14 protein-coding genes are annotated in these 14,985 nt (G+C 65.5%); 10 read left to right on the forward strand and 4 right to left on the reverse strand.

The genetic code is table 11. The features are described from left to right. The first annotated feature begins 133 nt into the window (after nt 1–133). Genes BJ6T_RS07895 through BJ6T_RS07905 form a run of 3 tightly spaced genes read left to right on the forward strand, consistent with a single transcriptional unit; the run spans nt 134 to nt 3,989 of the window. Nucleotides 134–2,215 carry a M3 family metallopeptidase gene (locus tag BJ6T_RS07895; RefSeq protein WP_014491781.1) on the forward strand — a complete coding sequence of 694 codons (2,082 nt, stop codon included), beginning with the start codon at nt 134–136 and terminating at the stop codon, nt 2,213–2,215. Further along, nucleotides 2,215–2,853: a DUF1007 family protein gene (locus tag BJ6T_RS07900; protein ID WP_014491782.1), complete on the forward strand. Its 639-nt coding sequence runs from the start codon at nt 2,215–2,217 to the stop codon at nt 2,851–2,853. The genes BJ6T_RS07895 and BJ6T_RS07900 overlap by 1 nt, the downstream gene beginning before the upstream one ends. Beyond that, the gene (locus BJ6T_RS07905) at nt 2,844–3,989 is read left to right on the forward strand and encodes a nickel/cobalt transporter (RefSeq protein WP_028169938.1); all 1,146 of its coding nucleotides are present in this window, start codon (nt 2,844–2,846) and stop codon (nt 3,987–3,989) included. The genes BJ6T_RS07900 and BJ6T_RS07905 overlap by 10 nt, the downstream gene beginning before the upstream one ends. A gap of 39 nt (nt 3,990–4,028) precedes the next feature. On the opposite strand, the gene BJ6T_RS07910 is transcribed toward BJ6T_RS07905, so the two are convergent. Next, nucleotides 4,029–4,427, reverse strand: a complete 399-nt coding sequence (locus BJ6T_RS07910; RefSeq protein WP_014491784.1) for an MAPEG family protein — start codon at nt 4,425–4,427, stop codon at nt 4,029–4,031. An 84-nt stretch (nt 4,428–4,511) separates the two neighbouring features. On the opposite strand from BJ6T_RS07910, the gene hemH reads away from it, so the two are divergent. The 5 genes from hemH to BJ6T_RS07935 all read left to right on the forward strand — a co-directional run bounded on the left by hemH (nt 4,512) and on the right by BJ6T_RS07935 (nt 8,931). Beyond that, nucleotides 4,512–5,549, forward strand: coding sequence for a ferrochelatase (hemH, locus tag BJ6T_RS07915; RefSeq protein WP_014491785.1), 1,038 nt, complete (start codon nt 4,512–4,514; stop codon nt 5,547–5,549). An 11-nt stretch (nt 5,550–5,560) separates the two neighbouring features. Beyond that, complete coding sequence (locus BJ6T_RS07920; RefSeq protein WP_014491786.1) at nt 5,561–6,538, forward strand: ABC transporter substrate-binding protein; 978 nt, start codon at nt 5,561–5,563, stop codon at nt 6,536–6,538. Between the two features lie 185 nt (nt 6,539–6,723). Beyond that, entirely contained in the window at nt 6,724–7,173 is a 450-nt protein-coding gene (locus BJ6T_RS07925) for a hypothetical protein (RefSeq protein ID WP_014491787.1), read from the forward strand. 195 nt (nt 7,174–7,368) lie between these two features. Further along, nucleotides 7,369–8,373 carry an SPFH domain-containing protein gene (locus BJ6T_RS07930; protein ID WP_014491788.1) on the forward strand — a complete coding sequence of 335 codons (1,005 nt, stop codon included), beginning with the start codon at nt 7,369–7,371 and terminating at the stop codon, nt 8,371–8,373. A gap of 114 nt (nt 8,374–8,487) precedes the next feature. Further along, entirely contained in the window at nt 8,488–8,931 is a 444-nt protein-coding gene (locus BJ6T_RS07935; RefSeq protein WP_014491789.1) for an NfeD family protein, read from the forward strand. Nucleotides 8,932–9,040: 109 nt separating this feature from the next. On the opposite strand, the gene BJ6T_RS07940 is transcribed toward BJ6T_RS07935, so the two are convergent. Next, entirely contained in the window at nt 9,041–9,379 is a 339-nt protein-coding gene (locus BJ6T_RS07940; protein WP_028169937.1) for a winged helix-turn-helix transcriptional regulator, read from the reverse strand. 72 nt (nt 9,380–9,451) lie between these two features. Here BJ6T_RS07940 and BJ6T_RS07945 point away from each other — a divergent pair, with 72 nt between their 5' ends. Further along, entirely contained in the window at nt 9,452–10,006 is a 555-nt protein-coding gene (locus BJ6T_RS07945; RefSeq protein ID WP_014491791.1) for a carboxymuconolactone decarboxylase family protein, read from the forward strand. A 230-nt stretch (nt 10,007–10,236) separates the two neighbouring features. Here the strand turns inward: BJ6T_RS07945 and BJ6T_RS07950 are convergent, their stop codons facing one another. After that, nucleotides 10,237–11,244 (reverse strand): KpsF/GutQ family sugar-phosphate isomerase, encoded by a 1,008-nt coding sequence (locus BJ6T_RS07950; protein WP_028157821.1) that lies wholly within the window; start codon nt 11,242–11,244, stop codon nt 10,237–10,239. A gap of 191 nt (nt 11,245–11,435) precedes the next feature. On the opposite strand from BJ6T_RS07950, the gene BJ6T_RS07955 reads away from it, so the two are divergent. Continuing rightward, complete coding sequence (locus tag BJ6T_RS07955) at nt 11,436–13,178, forward strand: outer membrane beta-barrel protein (RefSeq protein WP_014491793.1); 1,743 nt, start codon at nt 11,436–11,438, stop codon at nt 13,176–13,178. A 211-nt stretch (nt 13,179–13,389) separates the two neighbouring features. On the opposite strand, the gene BJ6T_RS07960 is transcribed toward BJ6T_RS07955, so the two are convergent. Beyond that, nucleotides 13,390–14,841: a glutamate synthase subunit beta gene (locus BJ6T_RS07960; RefSeq protein WP_014491794.1), complete on the reverse strand. Its 1,452-nt coding sequence runs from the start codon at nt 14,839–14,841 to the stop codon at nt 13,390–13,392. Between the last annotated feature and the right edge of the window lie 144 nt (nt 14,842–14,985).

The raw sequence follows: 14,985 nt of genomic DNA on the forward strand, positions 1-14,985 counted from the left end.
TCTGGGGTCCGTGGTTTCGAGGGCCGCAATCTCCCCGAAAAGGCGGCCGGGAGCAAGGGCAAATGGCCCAAAAAAGCCCCATCGCGTGCTATAGCTGACCCCAACAATCGAGCCACAAAAACCGGGACTTGCGATGTCAGACCCCCGCCAAACCACGGACCCCGAGACCAACCCGCTGCTGAAGGCCTGGGTGACGCCGTTTGCGACCCCGCCCTTCGACGAGCTCAAGCCCGAGCACTTTCTGCCGGCCTTCGAGCAGGCCTTCGCCGATCACTCCGCCGAGGTTGCGGCGATCACCAACGATCCGGCGGCCGCCGACTTCGCCAACACTATCACGGCGCTGGAGCGCTCCGGCAAGCTCCTCACCAAGGTCGCGGCGGTCTTCTACGACCTCGTCTCGGCGCATTCCAACCCGGCCATCCTGGAGATCGACAAGGAGGTCTCCTTGCGGATGGCGCGGCACTGGAATCCGATCATGATGAACGCCGTGCTGTTTGGTCGCATCGCCCATCTGCACGAGAACCGCGCCGGTCTTGGTCTTTCGCCCGAGCAGCTCCGCCTGCTGGAGCGCACCTACACCCGCTTCCATCGTTCCGGCGCCGGCCTCTCCGAAGAGGCCAAGGCGCGGATGGCGGAGATCAACGAGAAGCTCGCCCAACTCGGCACCAGCTTCAGCCACCACCTGCTCGGCGACGAGCAGGAGTGGTTCATGGAGCTGGGGGAGGCCGACCGCGAGGGCCTGCCGGAGAGCTTCGTTGCGGCAGCCAAGGCTGCGGCGGAAGAGCGCGGCATGGAAGGTAAGGCCATCGTGACGCTGTCGCGTTCCTCGACCGAGCCGTTCCTGAAGAGCTCGGCCCGCCGTGACCTGCGCGAGAAGGTCTACAAGGCCTTCACGGCGCGGGGCGACAACGGCAATGCCAACGACAACAACGGCACCATCGTCGAGATCCTGAAGCTGCGCGAGGAGAGCGCCAAGCTTCTGGGCTATCCGACCTTCGCTGCCTACCGGCTCGAGGATTCCATGGCCAAGACGCCTGATGCGGTGCGCGGCCTGCTGGAGCGGGTCTGGAAGCCGGCGCGGGCGCGCGCGCTCGCCGACCGCGACGAGATGCAGGCGTTGATCACGGAAGAGGGCGCCAATTTCAAGCTCGCGCCCTGGGACTGGCGCTTCTATGCCGAAAAACTCCGCCTCCAGCGCGCCAATTTCGACGACGCCGCGATCAAGCCGTATCTCACGCTCGATCACATGATCGCTGCTGCCTTCGACTGCGCCACCCGCCTGTTCGGCGTCACCTTCGAGGAGCGCAAGGATGTGCCGGCCTGGCACCCTGATGTCCGGGTCTGGGAGGTGAAGGGGCCGGACGGCAAGCACAAGGCGCTGTTCTACGGCGACTACTACGCCCGGCCGTCGAAGCGCTCCGGCGCCTGGATGACCTCGCTGCGCGACCAACAAAAACTGGATGGCGAGATCGCGCCGCTCGTCATCAATGTCTGCAACTTCGCCAAGGGCGCGAACGGCGAGCCCTCGCTGCTCTCGCCCGACGATGCCCGGACCCTGTTCCACGAGTTCGGCCACGGCCTGCACGGCATGCTCTCCAATGTGACCTATCCGTCACTCTCGGGCACCGCGGTGTTCACCGACTTCGTCGAGCTGCCCTCCCAGCTCTACGAGCACTGGCAGGAGCGGCCGGAGGTGCTGCAGCAGTTCGCCCGCCACTACCAGACCGGCGTGCCGCTGCCGGACGATCTGCTCCGGCGCTTCCTCGCCGCGCGAAAGTTCAACCAGGGTTTTGCCACGGTCGAGTTCGTCTCCTCGGCGCTTGTCGATCTCGAATTCCACACCCAGCCGGCCTCTGCCGCGCAGGATGTCCGCGCCTTCGAGAAGAAGGAGCTGGAGAAGATCGGCATGCCCGAGGAGATCTCGCTGCGCCACCGCCCCACCCAGTTCGGCCATATCTTCTCCGGCGACCATTATGCCTCCGGTTACTACAGCTACATGTGGTCCGAGGTGATGGACGCCGACGCCTTCGGCGCCTTCGAGGAGGCCGGCAACATCTTTGATCCCGCGGTGGCAAAACGCCTGCACGACGACATCTATTCGAGCGGCGGATCGGTCGATCCGGAAGCGGCCTATGAGGCCTTCCGCGGCCGTCCGCCGGAGCCCGACGCGCTGCTGCGCCGCCGCGGCCTGCTCGACGACGCCAAGGCGGCCTGATGGGCATGCGTGCCCTGTTCGGCCTGTTGCTCGCCGCTGCGATGACGTTCGCAGCGGGCGTGGCGAGGGCGCATCCGCATGTCTGGATCACCGCGACCAGCGAGCTGCTCTACGCCGCCGACGGCAGCATTACCGGTGTCCGTCACGCCTGGACCTTCGACGACATGTTCTCGGCCTATGCGCTGCAGGGGCTCGAGAGCAAGACCAAGGGCGCTTACACCCGTGAAGAGTTGGGGCCGCTGGCGCAGACCAATGTCGAGTCGCTGAAGGAATACGCCTACTTCACCTTCGCGCGAGCCGACGGCAAGAAGGAACGTTTTAACGAGCCGGTCGACTACTTCCTCGACTACAAGGATACCGTGCTGACCCTGCACTTCACGCTGCCGCTGAAGAATCCGGTCAAGCCCAAGCAGCTGGTGCTCGAAGTGTTCGACCGTTCCTATTTCATCGACTTCCAGATGGCCAAGGACAATCCGGTCAAGCTGGTCGGGGCGCCCGCCGGCTGCCAGATGAAGCTCGATCGGCCCAGCGACGGCTCCGCCGCCGCGCAGAAGCTCAACGAGCAGACCTTCCTGAACGGTGAGAACTCGAATTTCGGCATGATGTTCGCCAACAAGATCACGGTGGATTGCCCTTGATCGGTCGTCTTCGCTCCCCGCTTGTGCGTGGGCTTCTGGCCTGTGCGGTCGTGCTCCTTGTTGTGAGCGTGGCCGACGCCGCGCTTCACGATCTCCTCGCGCAAAATCCGTTCGGCGCACCACGCCCGGCGCAGGCGGCCGAGCCCGAGGCCAGCGGCGTCATCGGCTGGCTGTTGGCAAAGCAGTCGGAATTCTATCGCCAGATGTCGGCGACTATCCGCGCCGCCAAGTCCGACGGCTCGGCGGTGTGGACGCTGCTCTTCATCTCCTTTGCCTATGGCATCTTCCACGCTGCCGGCCCCGGCCACGGCAAGGCGGTGATCGCCTCCTATCTCGTCGCCAACCGCGAGACTGCGCGGCGCGGCATCGCGCTGTCGTTTGCCTCGGCGCTGATGCAGTCGCTGGTGGCGATCCTGATCGTCGGCATCTCGGCCTGGGTGCTGAACGCGACCGCCAAGACCATGTGCAAGGCGGAAGGCGCGATCGAGATCGCGAGCTACGGCCTGATCGCGCTGTTCGGCCTGCGGCTGGTCTGGGTCAAGGGCCGCACCTTCATCCGCGCGCTGCAGGCGGTCCAGCCGGTGCCGGCGATCGCCGGCGTGCCGCACGACCATCATGATCACGGCCATCACCATCACCATGATGCCCATGATCATCATGACCACGATCACGGTCATGATCACCATCATCACGACCATGGTCACGCCCACGCCCATCACCACCATGGGCACGACCACGTCCATGACGAGCATTGCGGTCATTCCCACGGCCCCACGCCGAGCGAGCTCGCGGGCCCCGGTGGCTGGCGGCGCGGCTTCGCTGCGATCCTGACCGTCGGCATCCGGCCCTGCTCGGGTGCGATCCTGGTGCTGGTGTTCGCGCTCGCGCAGGGCCTGTTCTGGGCCGGCATCGCCGCGACCTTGCTGATGGGGCTCGGCACCGCCATTACGGTCGCGGCGATCGCCGTCGTCGCCGTCTCCGCCAAGGACATCGCCGCCCGCCTCAGCGCCGGGCGCGACGGCGGCGGTGCTCTCTTCATGCGCGGCATCGAATTCGGCGCCGCCGCTCTCGTGCTGCTGTTCGGCGCGGGCCTGTTGTTCGGCTACATCGCCGCCGAGCGGACGACGTGTTTCTAGGCTTCCTTCACCCTCCCCTGGAGGGGGAGGGTCAGAAACTCACACCGGCAGAAACCGCTTCAGCGCCGGCATGAAGAAGATCCCGAGATTGATCGCAAAGCCGATGCTCCAGAGGATCGAGCGCAGCGTCGGGCGGTTGCCGAGATAGGTCAGCACGTAGGCGATCCGCACGATCAGGAACAGCACGGCGAGCTCGTCGATCAGCCGCTGCGGCGAATCCCGGAATTCGGCAAGCAACACCGCGAAGGCGAAGAACGGAAAGGTCTCGATGCCGTTCTGGTGGGCGCCGAGCGCGCGCTGCGCGATGGCGTCCTCATAGAAGGCCGGATCGCGCGGCCGGGAATTGTCGAAGCCGCGAAACCTGATCCATTTGATCGAGGCGATCGTCGCCAGATAAAGCAGCAGCGCTCCGAATACGCACCATTCCGCGAGCGTCATTTTCCCTCCCCCGCTTGGGGGCGACCCTAGCGAAACCGGCCTCATCTTGACAAGTTCGGAGCAACGCGCGAGGCAACGGATACCATGACGATCGCTGCCCCCATCGAGACCGCGAAACCGGCCGCGCAGCCGGCCCAGCCGCGCGTCGGCGTGCTTCTGGTCAATCTCGGCACGCCCGATACGGCCGATGCCCCCGGCGTGCGTGTCTATCTGAAGGAGTTCCTCTCGGACGCCCGCGTCATCGAGGACCAGGGGCTGGTCTGGCAGTTCGTGCTCAACGGCATCATCCTGCGCAGTCGTCCCCGCACCAAGGCGCTGGACTATCAGAAGATCTGGAACAATGAGCGGAACGAGTCGCCGCTGAAGACCATCACGCGCTCGCAAGCCGGCAAGCTTGCGGCCGCACTGTCCGACAGCGACCACGTCGTCGTGGACTGGGCGATGCGCTACGGCAATCCCTCGATCAAGTCCGGTATCGATGCGCTGATCGCGAAGGGGTGCGACCGCATCCTCGCCGTGCCGCTCTATCCGCAATATTCCGCCTCGACCTCGGCGACGGTCTGCGACGAAGTTTTCCGCGTGCTCGCCCGCTTGCGGAACCAGCCGACGCTGCGGGTGGCGCCGCCTTACTACGAGGACGAGGCCTATATCGAGGCGCTCGCGATCTCGATCGAGACGCATCTGGCGACGCTGTCCTTCAAGCCGGAGCTGATCGTGGCGTCCTTCCACGGCATGCCGAAATCCTATGTCGACAAGGGCGATCCCTATCAGTCCCACTGCGTCGCCACGACGGAGGCGCTGCGCCGCCGGCTCGGCATGGACGAGACGAAACTGCTGCTGACCTTCCAGTCGCGCTTCGGCAATGACGAGTGGCTCCAGCCCTACACCGACAAGACCATGGAGCGGCTGGCCAAGGAAGGCGTGCGCCGCATCGCGGTGGTGACGCCCGGCTTTGCCGCCGACTGCCTGGAGACGCTGGAGGAGATCGCGCAGGAGAATGCCGAGATCTTCAAGCATAATGGCGGCGAGCAGTTTTCCGCGATCCCCTGTCTCAACGACAGCGATCCCGGCATGGACGTGATCCGCACCCTGGTGCTGCGCGAGCTTCAGGGCTGGATCTGATGGCGTGTCCCATGAACCGCCGCGAGACTTTGGCGCTTCTTGGGACGATCGCCGCGCTGCCGGCCTCGGTGCTGGCGCAGCAGCCGAACGCGCCGCGTCGACTCGGCGTGCTCTCGGTCACGGCCGCGGATGACGCGATCGGGCAGGCCCGCAGCACGATCCTGGTCGAGACGCTGGCCGCCCATGGCTGGAAGGAGCACGACAACCTCAGGATCGATTGGCGCAGCGGCGCCGGCGACCGGGCACGCATCGCGCGCCTCGCCGACGAACTCGTGGCGCTCAAGCCGGATATCCTGCTCGCGGTCGGCACGCCCTCGGTCGAGGAGCTGCGCCAGCGCACCACGACGATCCCGATCGTGTTCGCCGTCGTCACCGATCCCGTCAGCCAGGGCTTTGTCAAAAACCTCGCCCATCCCGGCGGCAACATCACCGGCTTCACCGATTACGACGGCCCGCTCGCCGGCAAATGGCTGGAGATGCTGACGCAGGTCACGCCAAAAGTGTCCCGCGTTATCGTCGTCTACAATCCAGCCACCGCGCCGTTCGCGCCCCTGATGCTGCGTACGATCGAGGACGCCGCACGGACGCTTCACGTGACGGTCGAGGCAGCACCGGTTCACGACGCTGGCTCGATCGCCGCGCTGGCTTCGCGGAAGGACGGCGGCCTTTTGGTGCTGCCTGACTTCTTCACCATGGCCAATCGTGCCCAGCTCCTGGCTGCAATCGGTGAAGCCCGCGTGCCGGCGGTGTTCTGGAGCCGCACCTTCGTCGACGAGGGCGGGCTGATGTCCTACAGCACCGACAGCGCCGAGCAGCTTCGCCGCGCCGCCAACTACATCGATCGCATCCTGAAGGGCGCGCAGGCGGCCGACCTGCCGGTCCAGAACCCCACCAAGTTCGAGCTTGCGATCAACCTGAAGACGGTGAGGGCGCTGGGGCTGGCGATGTCGCCCTCGCTGCTTGCGCTCGCCAACACCGTGGTTGAATAGGGGCGCCGATGCTCCCTTCGACTGGTGATTCCAGAATTCCTGGGGCAGAATGACGGTGGGGATGTTGCCGCGAGCGATGCGGCTCGAAACGGGGCGGGCGCGATTGGATGCGGGGATTGTTGCTTGTAGCTGTCGTGGCCTGCGGACTCGCTGGTTGCAACACGACCGGGGACGTTGCGTCGACCATGTATCCGGAAGCGGTGCGGGCCGGCGGTGCCGTCAAGAGTGATACGGCGATTGTCCTGGTCGCAAACGGCGGCAGCGAGACGATCAACTATCTTCAATTCGTTCACAGCGGTTTTCCCGCGATCAATGCGCGAGGGATCAGCCTTGCTCCGGACGGACTTGTTGCGATTCCGGTCGCGGTCGGAACGACGGGGCTTGAGCTGCAAAACTATACGACGACGGGTCGCCCGGGCACCTATCTCCCGAATGGCGCGTCGATGGGATTCGTGCCGGTGCATACGCCCAAGATCGATCTTCCTTCCCCCGGACTGTATTACGTTGCGACCGTCTTTCCGGGGCAGCAACGCAGTTTCGAGACAAGGCCGACGGCCGTCCAACTGGCGAAGCTGCGAAAAGAGCGGCCCGAGCTCGCCGCGCTGAAGCCGGTGAATTTTGCATGGTCCAACTAGGACACCGGTCGTTGCTAGGTTGCCTCCCTGCCGTTTCAAGGGCTTTCTCACAATACTTATCGGCGATCGTTCCGCCTCCGTACTTCTTGTGGAAATGTCGCTCCGCGCCGACGTGAATGGTGACCGCTGAACCGGTAAGGTCACGTTCCCGACCAATGACAGCGCGGGAAAGGGCTTTCCCGCCTTGGAGGAGATATGAGCGGTTTCGATGTTTTCGCGATTGTTCTGGTTTTGCTCGTCATCGTCACGCTGGTCGCCGGCGTCAAGACGGTGCCGCAGGGCTATGACTGGACCATCGAGCGGTTCGGCAAATACACCCAGACGCTGAGCCCCGGGCTCAACCTGATCGTGCCGTATTTCGATCGCGTCGGACGCAAGATCAACATGATGGAGCAGGTGATCGACATTCCCGAGCAGGAGGTCATCACCAAGGACAACGCCACCGTGACGGTGGACGGCGTCGCCTTCTTCCAGGTGTTCGATGCCGCCAAGGCGAGCTACGAGGTCGCCAACCTCAACCAGGCCATCACGGTCCTGACCATGACCAACATCCGCTCGGTGATGGGCTCGATGGACCTCGACCAGGTGCTGTCGCACCGCGACGAGATCAACGAGCGCCTGCTGCGCGTCGTCGACGCCGCGGTCTCGCCCTGGGGCGTCAAGGTCAACCGCATCGAGATCAAGGACATCGTGCCGCCTGCCGACCTCGTCGAAGCCATGGGCCGGCAGATGAAGGCCGAGCGCGTCAAGCGCGCCGACATTCTGGCCGCCGAAGGCCAGCGCCAGTCCGAGATCCTGCGCGCCGAGGGCGCCAAGCAGGGGCAGATCCTCCAGGCCGAAGGCCGGAAGGAAGCTGCGTTCCGCGACGCCGAGGCCCGCGAACGTTCCGCGGAGGCCGAGGCCAAGGCGACGCAGATGGTCAGTGAGGCCATCTCCAAGGGAGACGTCGCCGCGCTGAACTATTTCATCGCCGATAAGTATATCAAGGCGTTCGGGCAGTTGGCCGACTCGCCGAACCAGAAGGTCATCATGCTTCCGGTCGAGGCGATGAGCATGCTGGGCTCGCTCGCCGGCATCGGCGAGATCGCCAAGGCAACGTTCGGCGAAAGCGCGGCGTCCGCGGTCGCTGCCGCCCGCCGCGGCGGCTCGGTGCCGACGACCGGTCCCACGCCGCCGGCGGTGCCGCCGCGGCAGGGGTAATCAAAGCGCATGCGCTTCCGATGAGGGCATGCGTCAATTTAATGCGCATGCCCCGGAAAAAAGTGGAGACCGGTTTTCCGATCAGGGCATGCGCCAATAGAAGGAGGTCGTGTCATGACCGACATGTTCGTATCGCTCGGCACCTGGAATTGGCTGATCTTCGGCTTCATTCTGATGGCGCTGGAGGTGCTGGCGCCGGGCGTATTCCTGTTCTGGCTCGGGCTCGCCGCGTTGCTCGTCGGCCTGATCTCCTTTGCCGTCGCCGTGTCGTGGCAGATCCAGCTCGTGATGTTCGCAATCTTCGCAGCCGCCGCCGTGCCGGTGTGGCGCCGGCTGGCGCGGCCGAAGCTGGACGCAAGCAGCAGCCCCTTCCTCAACAAGCGAAGCGAGGCATTGCTCGGCCGCGAGTTCACGCTGGAGAAGCCGATCATCGACGGCAACGGCACCGTGCGCCTCGGCGACACGGTGTGGCGCGTCGCCGGGCCCGATACGCCAGCCGGGACGCGGGTGAAGGTGGTGCAGGTTGACGGTGCGAATTTGACGGTGGCCGCGGCGTAGTCCACCGTCATTGCGAGCGAAGCGAAGCAATCCAGAATCTTTCCGCGGGACAGTCTGGATTGCTTCGCTTCGCTCGCAATGACGAGTTTGTTGGCCGGTAACGCCAAGCCTAGACGCCACTCGAGCTGCGCCACCTCTCCGCAAACCGGTGCAGCGGCATGAACGTCTCGCACAATTCCCGCCCGAGCGCCGTCAGCCCGTAACCTCCACCGTCGCCCAGCTCCACGAACCCCGCTTCGCGCAGCTCCGTCAGCCGCGCCTGCAGCACCGTCGGCGAGGCCTCGTCGCACGCGGTGCGCAAGCTGCGCGAGGTGAGGGGGGCGTCGCGCAATTCCCACAGGATTCGCAGGCTCCAGCGTCGGCCGAGGAGGTCGAGCAGCGCCATGATCGGCCGGCCGGTGCGTGAGCCGCGCACGGTTCGGCTCCCTGATGCTGCCTGCTTCGCCATCCCGGCCCTCTTGCGTTGTGCTACAAATAATGTAGCGCCGTGCTACGATAATTGTAGCAACGGAGACAGCTGATGTCCCAGGCCGCGCCGCGCATCGCCCCGCTCGTCCCGCCTTATCCCCCGGAGATCCAGGCGCAGTTCGACCGCATCATGCGCGGCGCCCCGCCACTGGCGCTGTTCCGGGTGATGGCAGGCCACGCCCGCGCCTGGGACAAGTTCCGCGCCGGCGGCCTTCTTGATCCGGGTCCACTTTCCCTGCGCCAGCGCGAGATCGTGATCGACCGGACCTGTGCGCTGACCGGGTGCGAATATGAATGGGGCGTACATGTCGCGATCTTCGCCGGGCCCGCGCGGCTCTCCGAGGAGGAGGTGCACGCGACCGTGCGGGGCGATGCGACGTCACCGTGCTGGTCGCCGGCCGAGCAGGCGCTGATCGCCGCCGTCGATGGGCTGCATCACCGCGCGACGTTGGATGACGCCGAGTTCGCCGCGCTGTCGGCGCATTACGACGAGGCGCAGGTCCTTGAGATCATGCTGCTGTGCGGCTTCTACCGCACGGTGTCGTATCTGGCGAACGGCCTGAAGCTGCCGCTGGAGGAGAAGGCAGCGCGGTTTCCGGCGGTCTAACCACCGTCATTGCGAGCGCTGCAAAGCAATCCAGAGTCTTTCCGCGGAGGCAGTCTGGATTGCGTCGCCACCCTCGCAATGACGATGGGGAGGCAGGTGTCGCCACACCCTCACTGTCATTCCGGGGCGCGCCACTTGGCGCGAGCCCGGAATCCATGGCGAGACAAACTCTGCGGCATGATGAAGCCCGGGCTCATCGCTTCGCGATGCCCCGGGATGACGGGTCAACCTTACGCCACGCCCGCCCGCAGCAGATCGTGCAGGTGCACGATGCCCACCACCTTGTCCGCTTCGGTCACGACCAGCGTCGTGATCTTGCTTGTGTTCAGCACCTCGATCATCTCGGTGGCGAGCATCGAGGGCGGCACTGTCTTCGGCTGCCTGGTCATGATGTCGTCGGCAGACGCCGTCAGGAGATCCGGCCGCATGTGGCGGCGCAGATCGCCGTCGGTGATGATGCCCGCGATGCCGCCGGCATCGTCGACGATGCAGACGCAGCCCAGGCCCTTGGCCGACATCTCCATCACCGCGTCCGACATCTTGGTGCCGAGCGGCTTGAGCGGGATCTCCGCGCCCGTGCGCATGTAGTCGCGAACGAATTTCAGCATCGCACCGAGCTTGCCGCCGGGGTGGAAATGCGCGAACTCCAGCGCGGTGAAGCCGCGGCCTTCGAGCAGCGCGATCGCGATGGCATCGCCGATCGCGACCTGCATCATCGTCGACGTCGTCGGCGCCAGATTGTGCGGGCAGGCCTCGCGCGCCTTCGGCAGCTCGATCACGATGTCGGCGGCCTGGCCCAGCGAGGACGCCGCGTTCGACGTCACCGCGATCATCGGGATCGCGAAGCGCGCCGAATAATTCACGAGGGTCTTCATCTCCGGCTGCTCGCCGGACCAGGACAGCGCCATGATGACGTCGTCGGCGGTGATCATGCCGAGATCGCCATGGGCGGCTTCCGCGGTGTGGACGAAGAAGGCCGGGGTGCCGGTCGAGGCCAGCGTCGCCGCGATCTTGCGCGCCATGTGACCGGACTTGCCGAGGCCGGTGACGATGACGCGGCCCTTGGCGTTGCGGATCAGGTCGACCGCCCTGGCGAAGGTCGCGCCCAGCGGACCGCGCAGGGCGGCGGCGAGCGCATTGATGCCGCCGCTCTCCGTCTCCAGCGTGCGGAGCGCGGATTCGACGCTATCGGGGATGGGGCCGGATGATGGGGTCATCAGCGGTTTCGAGCTCGGCATGTTCAGGTCCAGGGAGGAGGGGCACTCGCCCGTTGGCGCCTGCTTAGCATGCCCGAGCGGGAGAGGCGACGCGGCCGCCAAAGCCCTCAACCGGTCATTAACCATAATTGTTTTAACTCCATTAACGATGGTTCCCGCCAACCGGTGGAGGTCATCATGGAAGTCTTTGATTCCGTTGGAGTTCTTACATCGTGGGGGCGCCTCCAGGCACGAGCCGGAGCAAACGCGGGCATTTCCTGCGCGCGGCTTTGCCGTGCCTCGCGCTGACGGTCCTGCAAAGCGCGCCGGCGGCCGCCCAGAGCCTCACGCCCGACCTGTTCAATCCCAACCGCGGCGGCTTCGCCGCGCTCGACACGCTGCCGACGCGGCGTACCGCGGGGGTGCCGCAGGCGCCGTCGGATGCGCTCCCGGCGCTGCCCGATCCCAATGCCGATCCGCGCAAGCGCCAGCAGGCGCCGGCGACCTCGCGTGTCGGTCAGGTGCCGACCTACGGCCTGCCGGCGGCCAACGGCGCCAACGCCTCCGGCTACGACTCGCTCAACCGCAAGCGGCAGCAGCCCAAGCTCTATCCCGGGCAGCCGAAGCCGAAGCGCCCGGTCGGACCGGGCTCGCCGGTGCCGTCGGCAACGCCGGACAGGACGCTCGGCCCGCCGCGCATTGCGCCGCCGCCGTCCGAGACCGCGCACAAGACACCGGTCGCCCCGGCGATGGCCGGCAACGTGCCGGGCCAGCCGCTGCGCCGTCGCCTCAAGGTCGATGACGACGCGTTCGGCGCGGTCGGCGACTATGCCGGCAGCTTCCTGATCAAGGGCGGGCTCGAGCTGTCCGCCGGCTACGACACCAATCCGGCGCGCCTGAACAAGCCGGTCGGCTCGCCGGCCTATGTGGTCGCGCCCGATCTTCTCGTGATGTCCGACTGGGAGCGCCACGCGCTGGTCGCCGATCTGCGCGGCTCGTTCTCCGGCTACACCAACAACATGCCGGCGACTATCGACGGCTTCGCCTCGCCGTCGCCGGTCGAGATCGATCGCCCCGATTTCACCGGCCATGTCGACGGCCGCCTCGACGTCGACCACGATTTCAAGCTGACCTCGCAGCTCCGCCTGCGGATCGCCACCGACAATCCCGGCAGCCCGAACGTGCAGGCCGGCCTGCAGAAATATCCTGTTTACGCCGCTTACGGCACCACGCTTGGCTTCGACCAGACTTTTAATCGCTTCCAGGTCGCAGCCGGCGCCACGGTGGATCGCATCGCCTACACCGATTCCAAACTCACCGATGGCTCGACCTTCAGCAACGGCGACCGCGACTTCAACCAGTATGGCGGCATCGGCCGCTTCTCCTACGATCTCAAGCCGGGCCTGAAGCCGTTCGTCGAGATCGAGGGCGACACCCGCGTGCACGACCAGGCCGCCGACCGCAACGGCTACTTCCGCGATTCGAACGGCGGCTACGCCAAGGTCGGCTCGTCCTTCGAATTCTCGCGCATCCTCATCGGCGAGATCTCGGTCGGCTATTCCGCGCGCAATTACGTCGACCCGCGCCTCAGCCAGCTCGCGGGCTTCCTCACCTCGGGCTCGCTGATCTGGAACGCGAGCGGCCTCACCACGGTGAAATTCGCTACCGACACGCAGATCGCCGAGACCACGGTCCCCGGCTCCTCCGGCGTGCTGGTGCACACCTACGGGGTCGAGGTCGACCACGACTTCCGCCGCTGGCTCACCGCAGTCGGCAAGTTCACCTACGGCACCTACGACTACCAGAACCAGAACCGCAACGACAAAACCTACTCGCTCGAAGGCAATCTGATCTACAAGCTCAACCGCAACATCTGGATCAAGGGCACGCTGCGCCGCGACATCCTGGACTCGAACCAGGCGGGGTCAAGTTCGCAGGGTACGGTGGTGATGCTGGGGGTGAGGCTGCAGAATTAGCGGGCATGGCGGAGCGCGTTTGAGCGTATGCGCATGCGGCTTAGTTGGCACCGCTCTCGCCACCTACTCCGCTGTCATGCCCCGGCTTGACCGGGGCATCCAGTACGCCGCGGCCCATCATTTTAACTTCAACTGTCTCTGGAATGCTGGATCGCCCGGTCAAGCCGGGCGATGGCAACGTTTGTTGAACTGGCAGCAGAACTAGGCGCGGTTACCGCGGCAGATCCGTCTTCCCCATCAGGAACGTATCGATCGACCGCGCGCACAGCCGGCCCTCGCGGATCGCCCACACCACCAGCGATTGCCCGCGGCGCATGTCGCCGGCGGTGAACACGTTCGGGCGCGAGGTCTGGTAGTCGAGCGTGTTGGCCTTGACGTTGCCGCGCGGGTCGAGATCGACCGAGAGCAGCTTGAGCAGGCCCTCGTGCACGGGATGCACGAAACCCATCGCGAGTAGGACCAGCTCGGCATCGAGCTCGAACTCGGTGCCGGCAATCGGCTTGAACTTGTCGTCGACGCGCACGCAGTGCAGCTTCTTGACCTTGCCGTTCTCGCCGGAAAACTTCTGCGTCAGCACGGCGTATTCGCGGATCGCGCCTTCGGCCTGGCTGGAGGAGGTGCGCATCTTGAGCGGCCAGTTCGGCCAGGTCAGGCCCTTGTTCTCGCGCTCGGGCGGGGCGGGCATGATCTCGAGCTGGGTCACGGAGAGCGCGCCCTGGCGCAGTGAGGTGCCGATGCAGTCAGATCCGGTGTCGCCGCCGCCGATGACGACGACATGCTTGCCGCCGGCCAGGATATCGGCGACGCCGCCGAGGGGCTCCTCGGAGACGCGGCGGTTCTGCTGCGGCAGGAAGTCCATGGCGTAGTGGATGCCTTGAAGATCGCGGCCGGGGATCGGCAGGTCGCGCGGGGCTTCGGCGCCACCGGTCAGCGCGACCGCGTCGTACTCGTTGAGCATCTCGCGCGGGTCGACATTGCCCTCGGCGCCGACATGGCTGTTGTAGTGGAAGGTGACGCCTTCGCCTTCCATCTGCTTGACGCGGCGGTCGATGACGCCCTTCTCCATCTTGAAGTCGGGGATGCCGTAGCGCAGCAGGCCGCCGGCCTTGGCGAACTTCTCGAACAGGTGCACGTCGTGGCCGGCGCGCGCGAGCTGCTGCGCGCAGGCCATCCCGGCCGGACCCGAGCCGATCACCGCGACCTTCTTGCCGGTCTTGACGGCCGCCACTTCCGGCCTCAGCCAGCCATTGTCCCAGGCGCGGTCGACGATCGCGCATTCGATGGTCTTGATGGTGACGGGGTTGTCGTCGATGTTGAGCGTGCAGGACGCTTCGCACGGCGCCGGGCAGATGCGGCCGGTAAACTCCGGAAAATTATTGGTCGAGTGCAGGTTGCGCGAGGCCTCTTCCCAATTGCCCTGATAGACGAGGTCGTTGAAATCGGGGATCTGGTTGTTGACCGGGCAGCCGGGCGTGCCGGGCGCGACCGAGCCGGTGCCGTGACAATAGGGAATGCCGCAATTCATGCAGCGCGCGGCCTGGTCGCGCGTTTCCTTCTCGGTCAAGGGAACGACGAACTCGTTGTAATGCTTCACGCGCTCGGCGACCGGGGTGTACTTGCGGTCATGCCGTTCGATTTCGAGAAAACCCGTGATCTTGCCCATTAAACCCGAAGTCCCTGCCGCTTAATTCGTTTGTTGCTTCTTCAACCGTCATTGCGAGGAGCGAAGCGACGAAGCAATCCAGTCTGTTACTGAGGAGAAAGTCTGGATTGCTTCGCTACGCTCGCAATGACGGGCGCTGATACT

The organism is Bradyrhizobium japonicum USDA 6 (assembly GCF_000284375.1).
Classification (GTDB): Bacteria; Pseudomonadota; Alphaproteobacteria; order Rhizobiales; family Xanthobacteraceae; genus Bradyrhizobium; species Bradyrhizobium japonicum.

Excerpts from the sequence above, each read along its gene's own strand:
- BJ6T_RS07920 (WP_014491786.1), top strand. The coding sequence starts at position 5,561 with ATGAACCGCCGCGAGACTTTGGCGCTTCTTGGGACGATCGCCGCGCTG.
- BJ6T_RS07935 (WP_014491789.1), top strand. The coding sequence starts at position 8,488 with ATGACCGACATGTTCGTATCGCTCGGCACCTGGAATTGGCTGATCTTC.
- BJ6T_RS07945 (WP_014491791.1), top strand. The coding sequence starts at position 9,452 with ATGTCCCAGGCCGCGCCGCGCATCGCCCCGCTCGTCCCGCCTTATCCC.
- BJ6T_RS07895 (WP_014491781.1), top strand. The coding sequence starts at position 134 with ATGTCAGACCCCCGCCAAACCACGGACCCCGAGACCAACCCGCTGCTG.
- BJ6T_RS07910 (WP_014491784.1), bottom strand. The coding sequence starts at position 4,427 with ATGACGCTCGCGGAATGGTGCGTATTCGGAGCGCTGCTGCTTTATCTG.
- BJ6T_RS07925 (WP_014491787.1), top strand. The coding sequence starts at position 6,724 with ATGTATCCGGAAGCGGTGCGGGCCGGCGGTGCCGTCAAGAGTGATACG.
- hemH (WP_014491785.1), top strand. The coding sequence starts at position 4,512 with ATGACGATCGCTGCCCCCATCGAGACCGCGAAACCGGCCGCGCAGCCG.
- BJ6T_RS07960 (WP_014491794.1), bottom strand. The coding sequence starts at position 14,841 with ATGGGCAAGATCACGGGTTTTCTCGAAATCGAACGGCATGACCGCAAG.
- BJ6T_RS07900 (WP_014491782.1), top strand. The coding sequence starts at position 2,215 with ATGGGCATGCGTGCCCTGTTCGGCCTGTTGCTCGCCGCTGCGATGACG.
- BJ6T_RS07950 (WP_028157821.1), bottom strand. The coding sequence starts at position 11,244 with ATGCCGAGCTCGAAACCGCTGATGACCCCATCATCCGGCCCCATCCCC.
- BJ6T_RS07930 (WP_014491788.1), top strand. The coding sequence starts at position 7,369 with ATGAGCGGTTTCGATGTTTTCGCGATTGTTCTGGTTTTGCTCGTCATC.
- BJ6T_RS07940 (WP_028169937.1), bottom strand. The coding sequence starts at position 9,379 with ATGGCGAAGCAGGCAGCATCAGGGAGCCGAACCGTGCGCGGCTCACGC.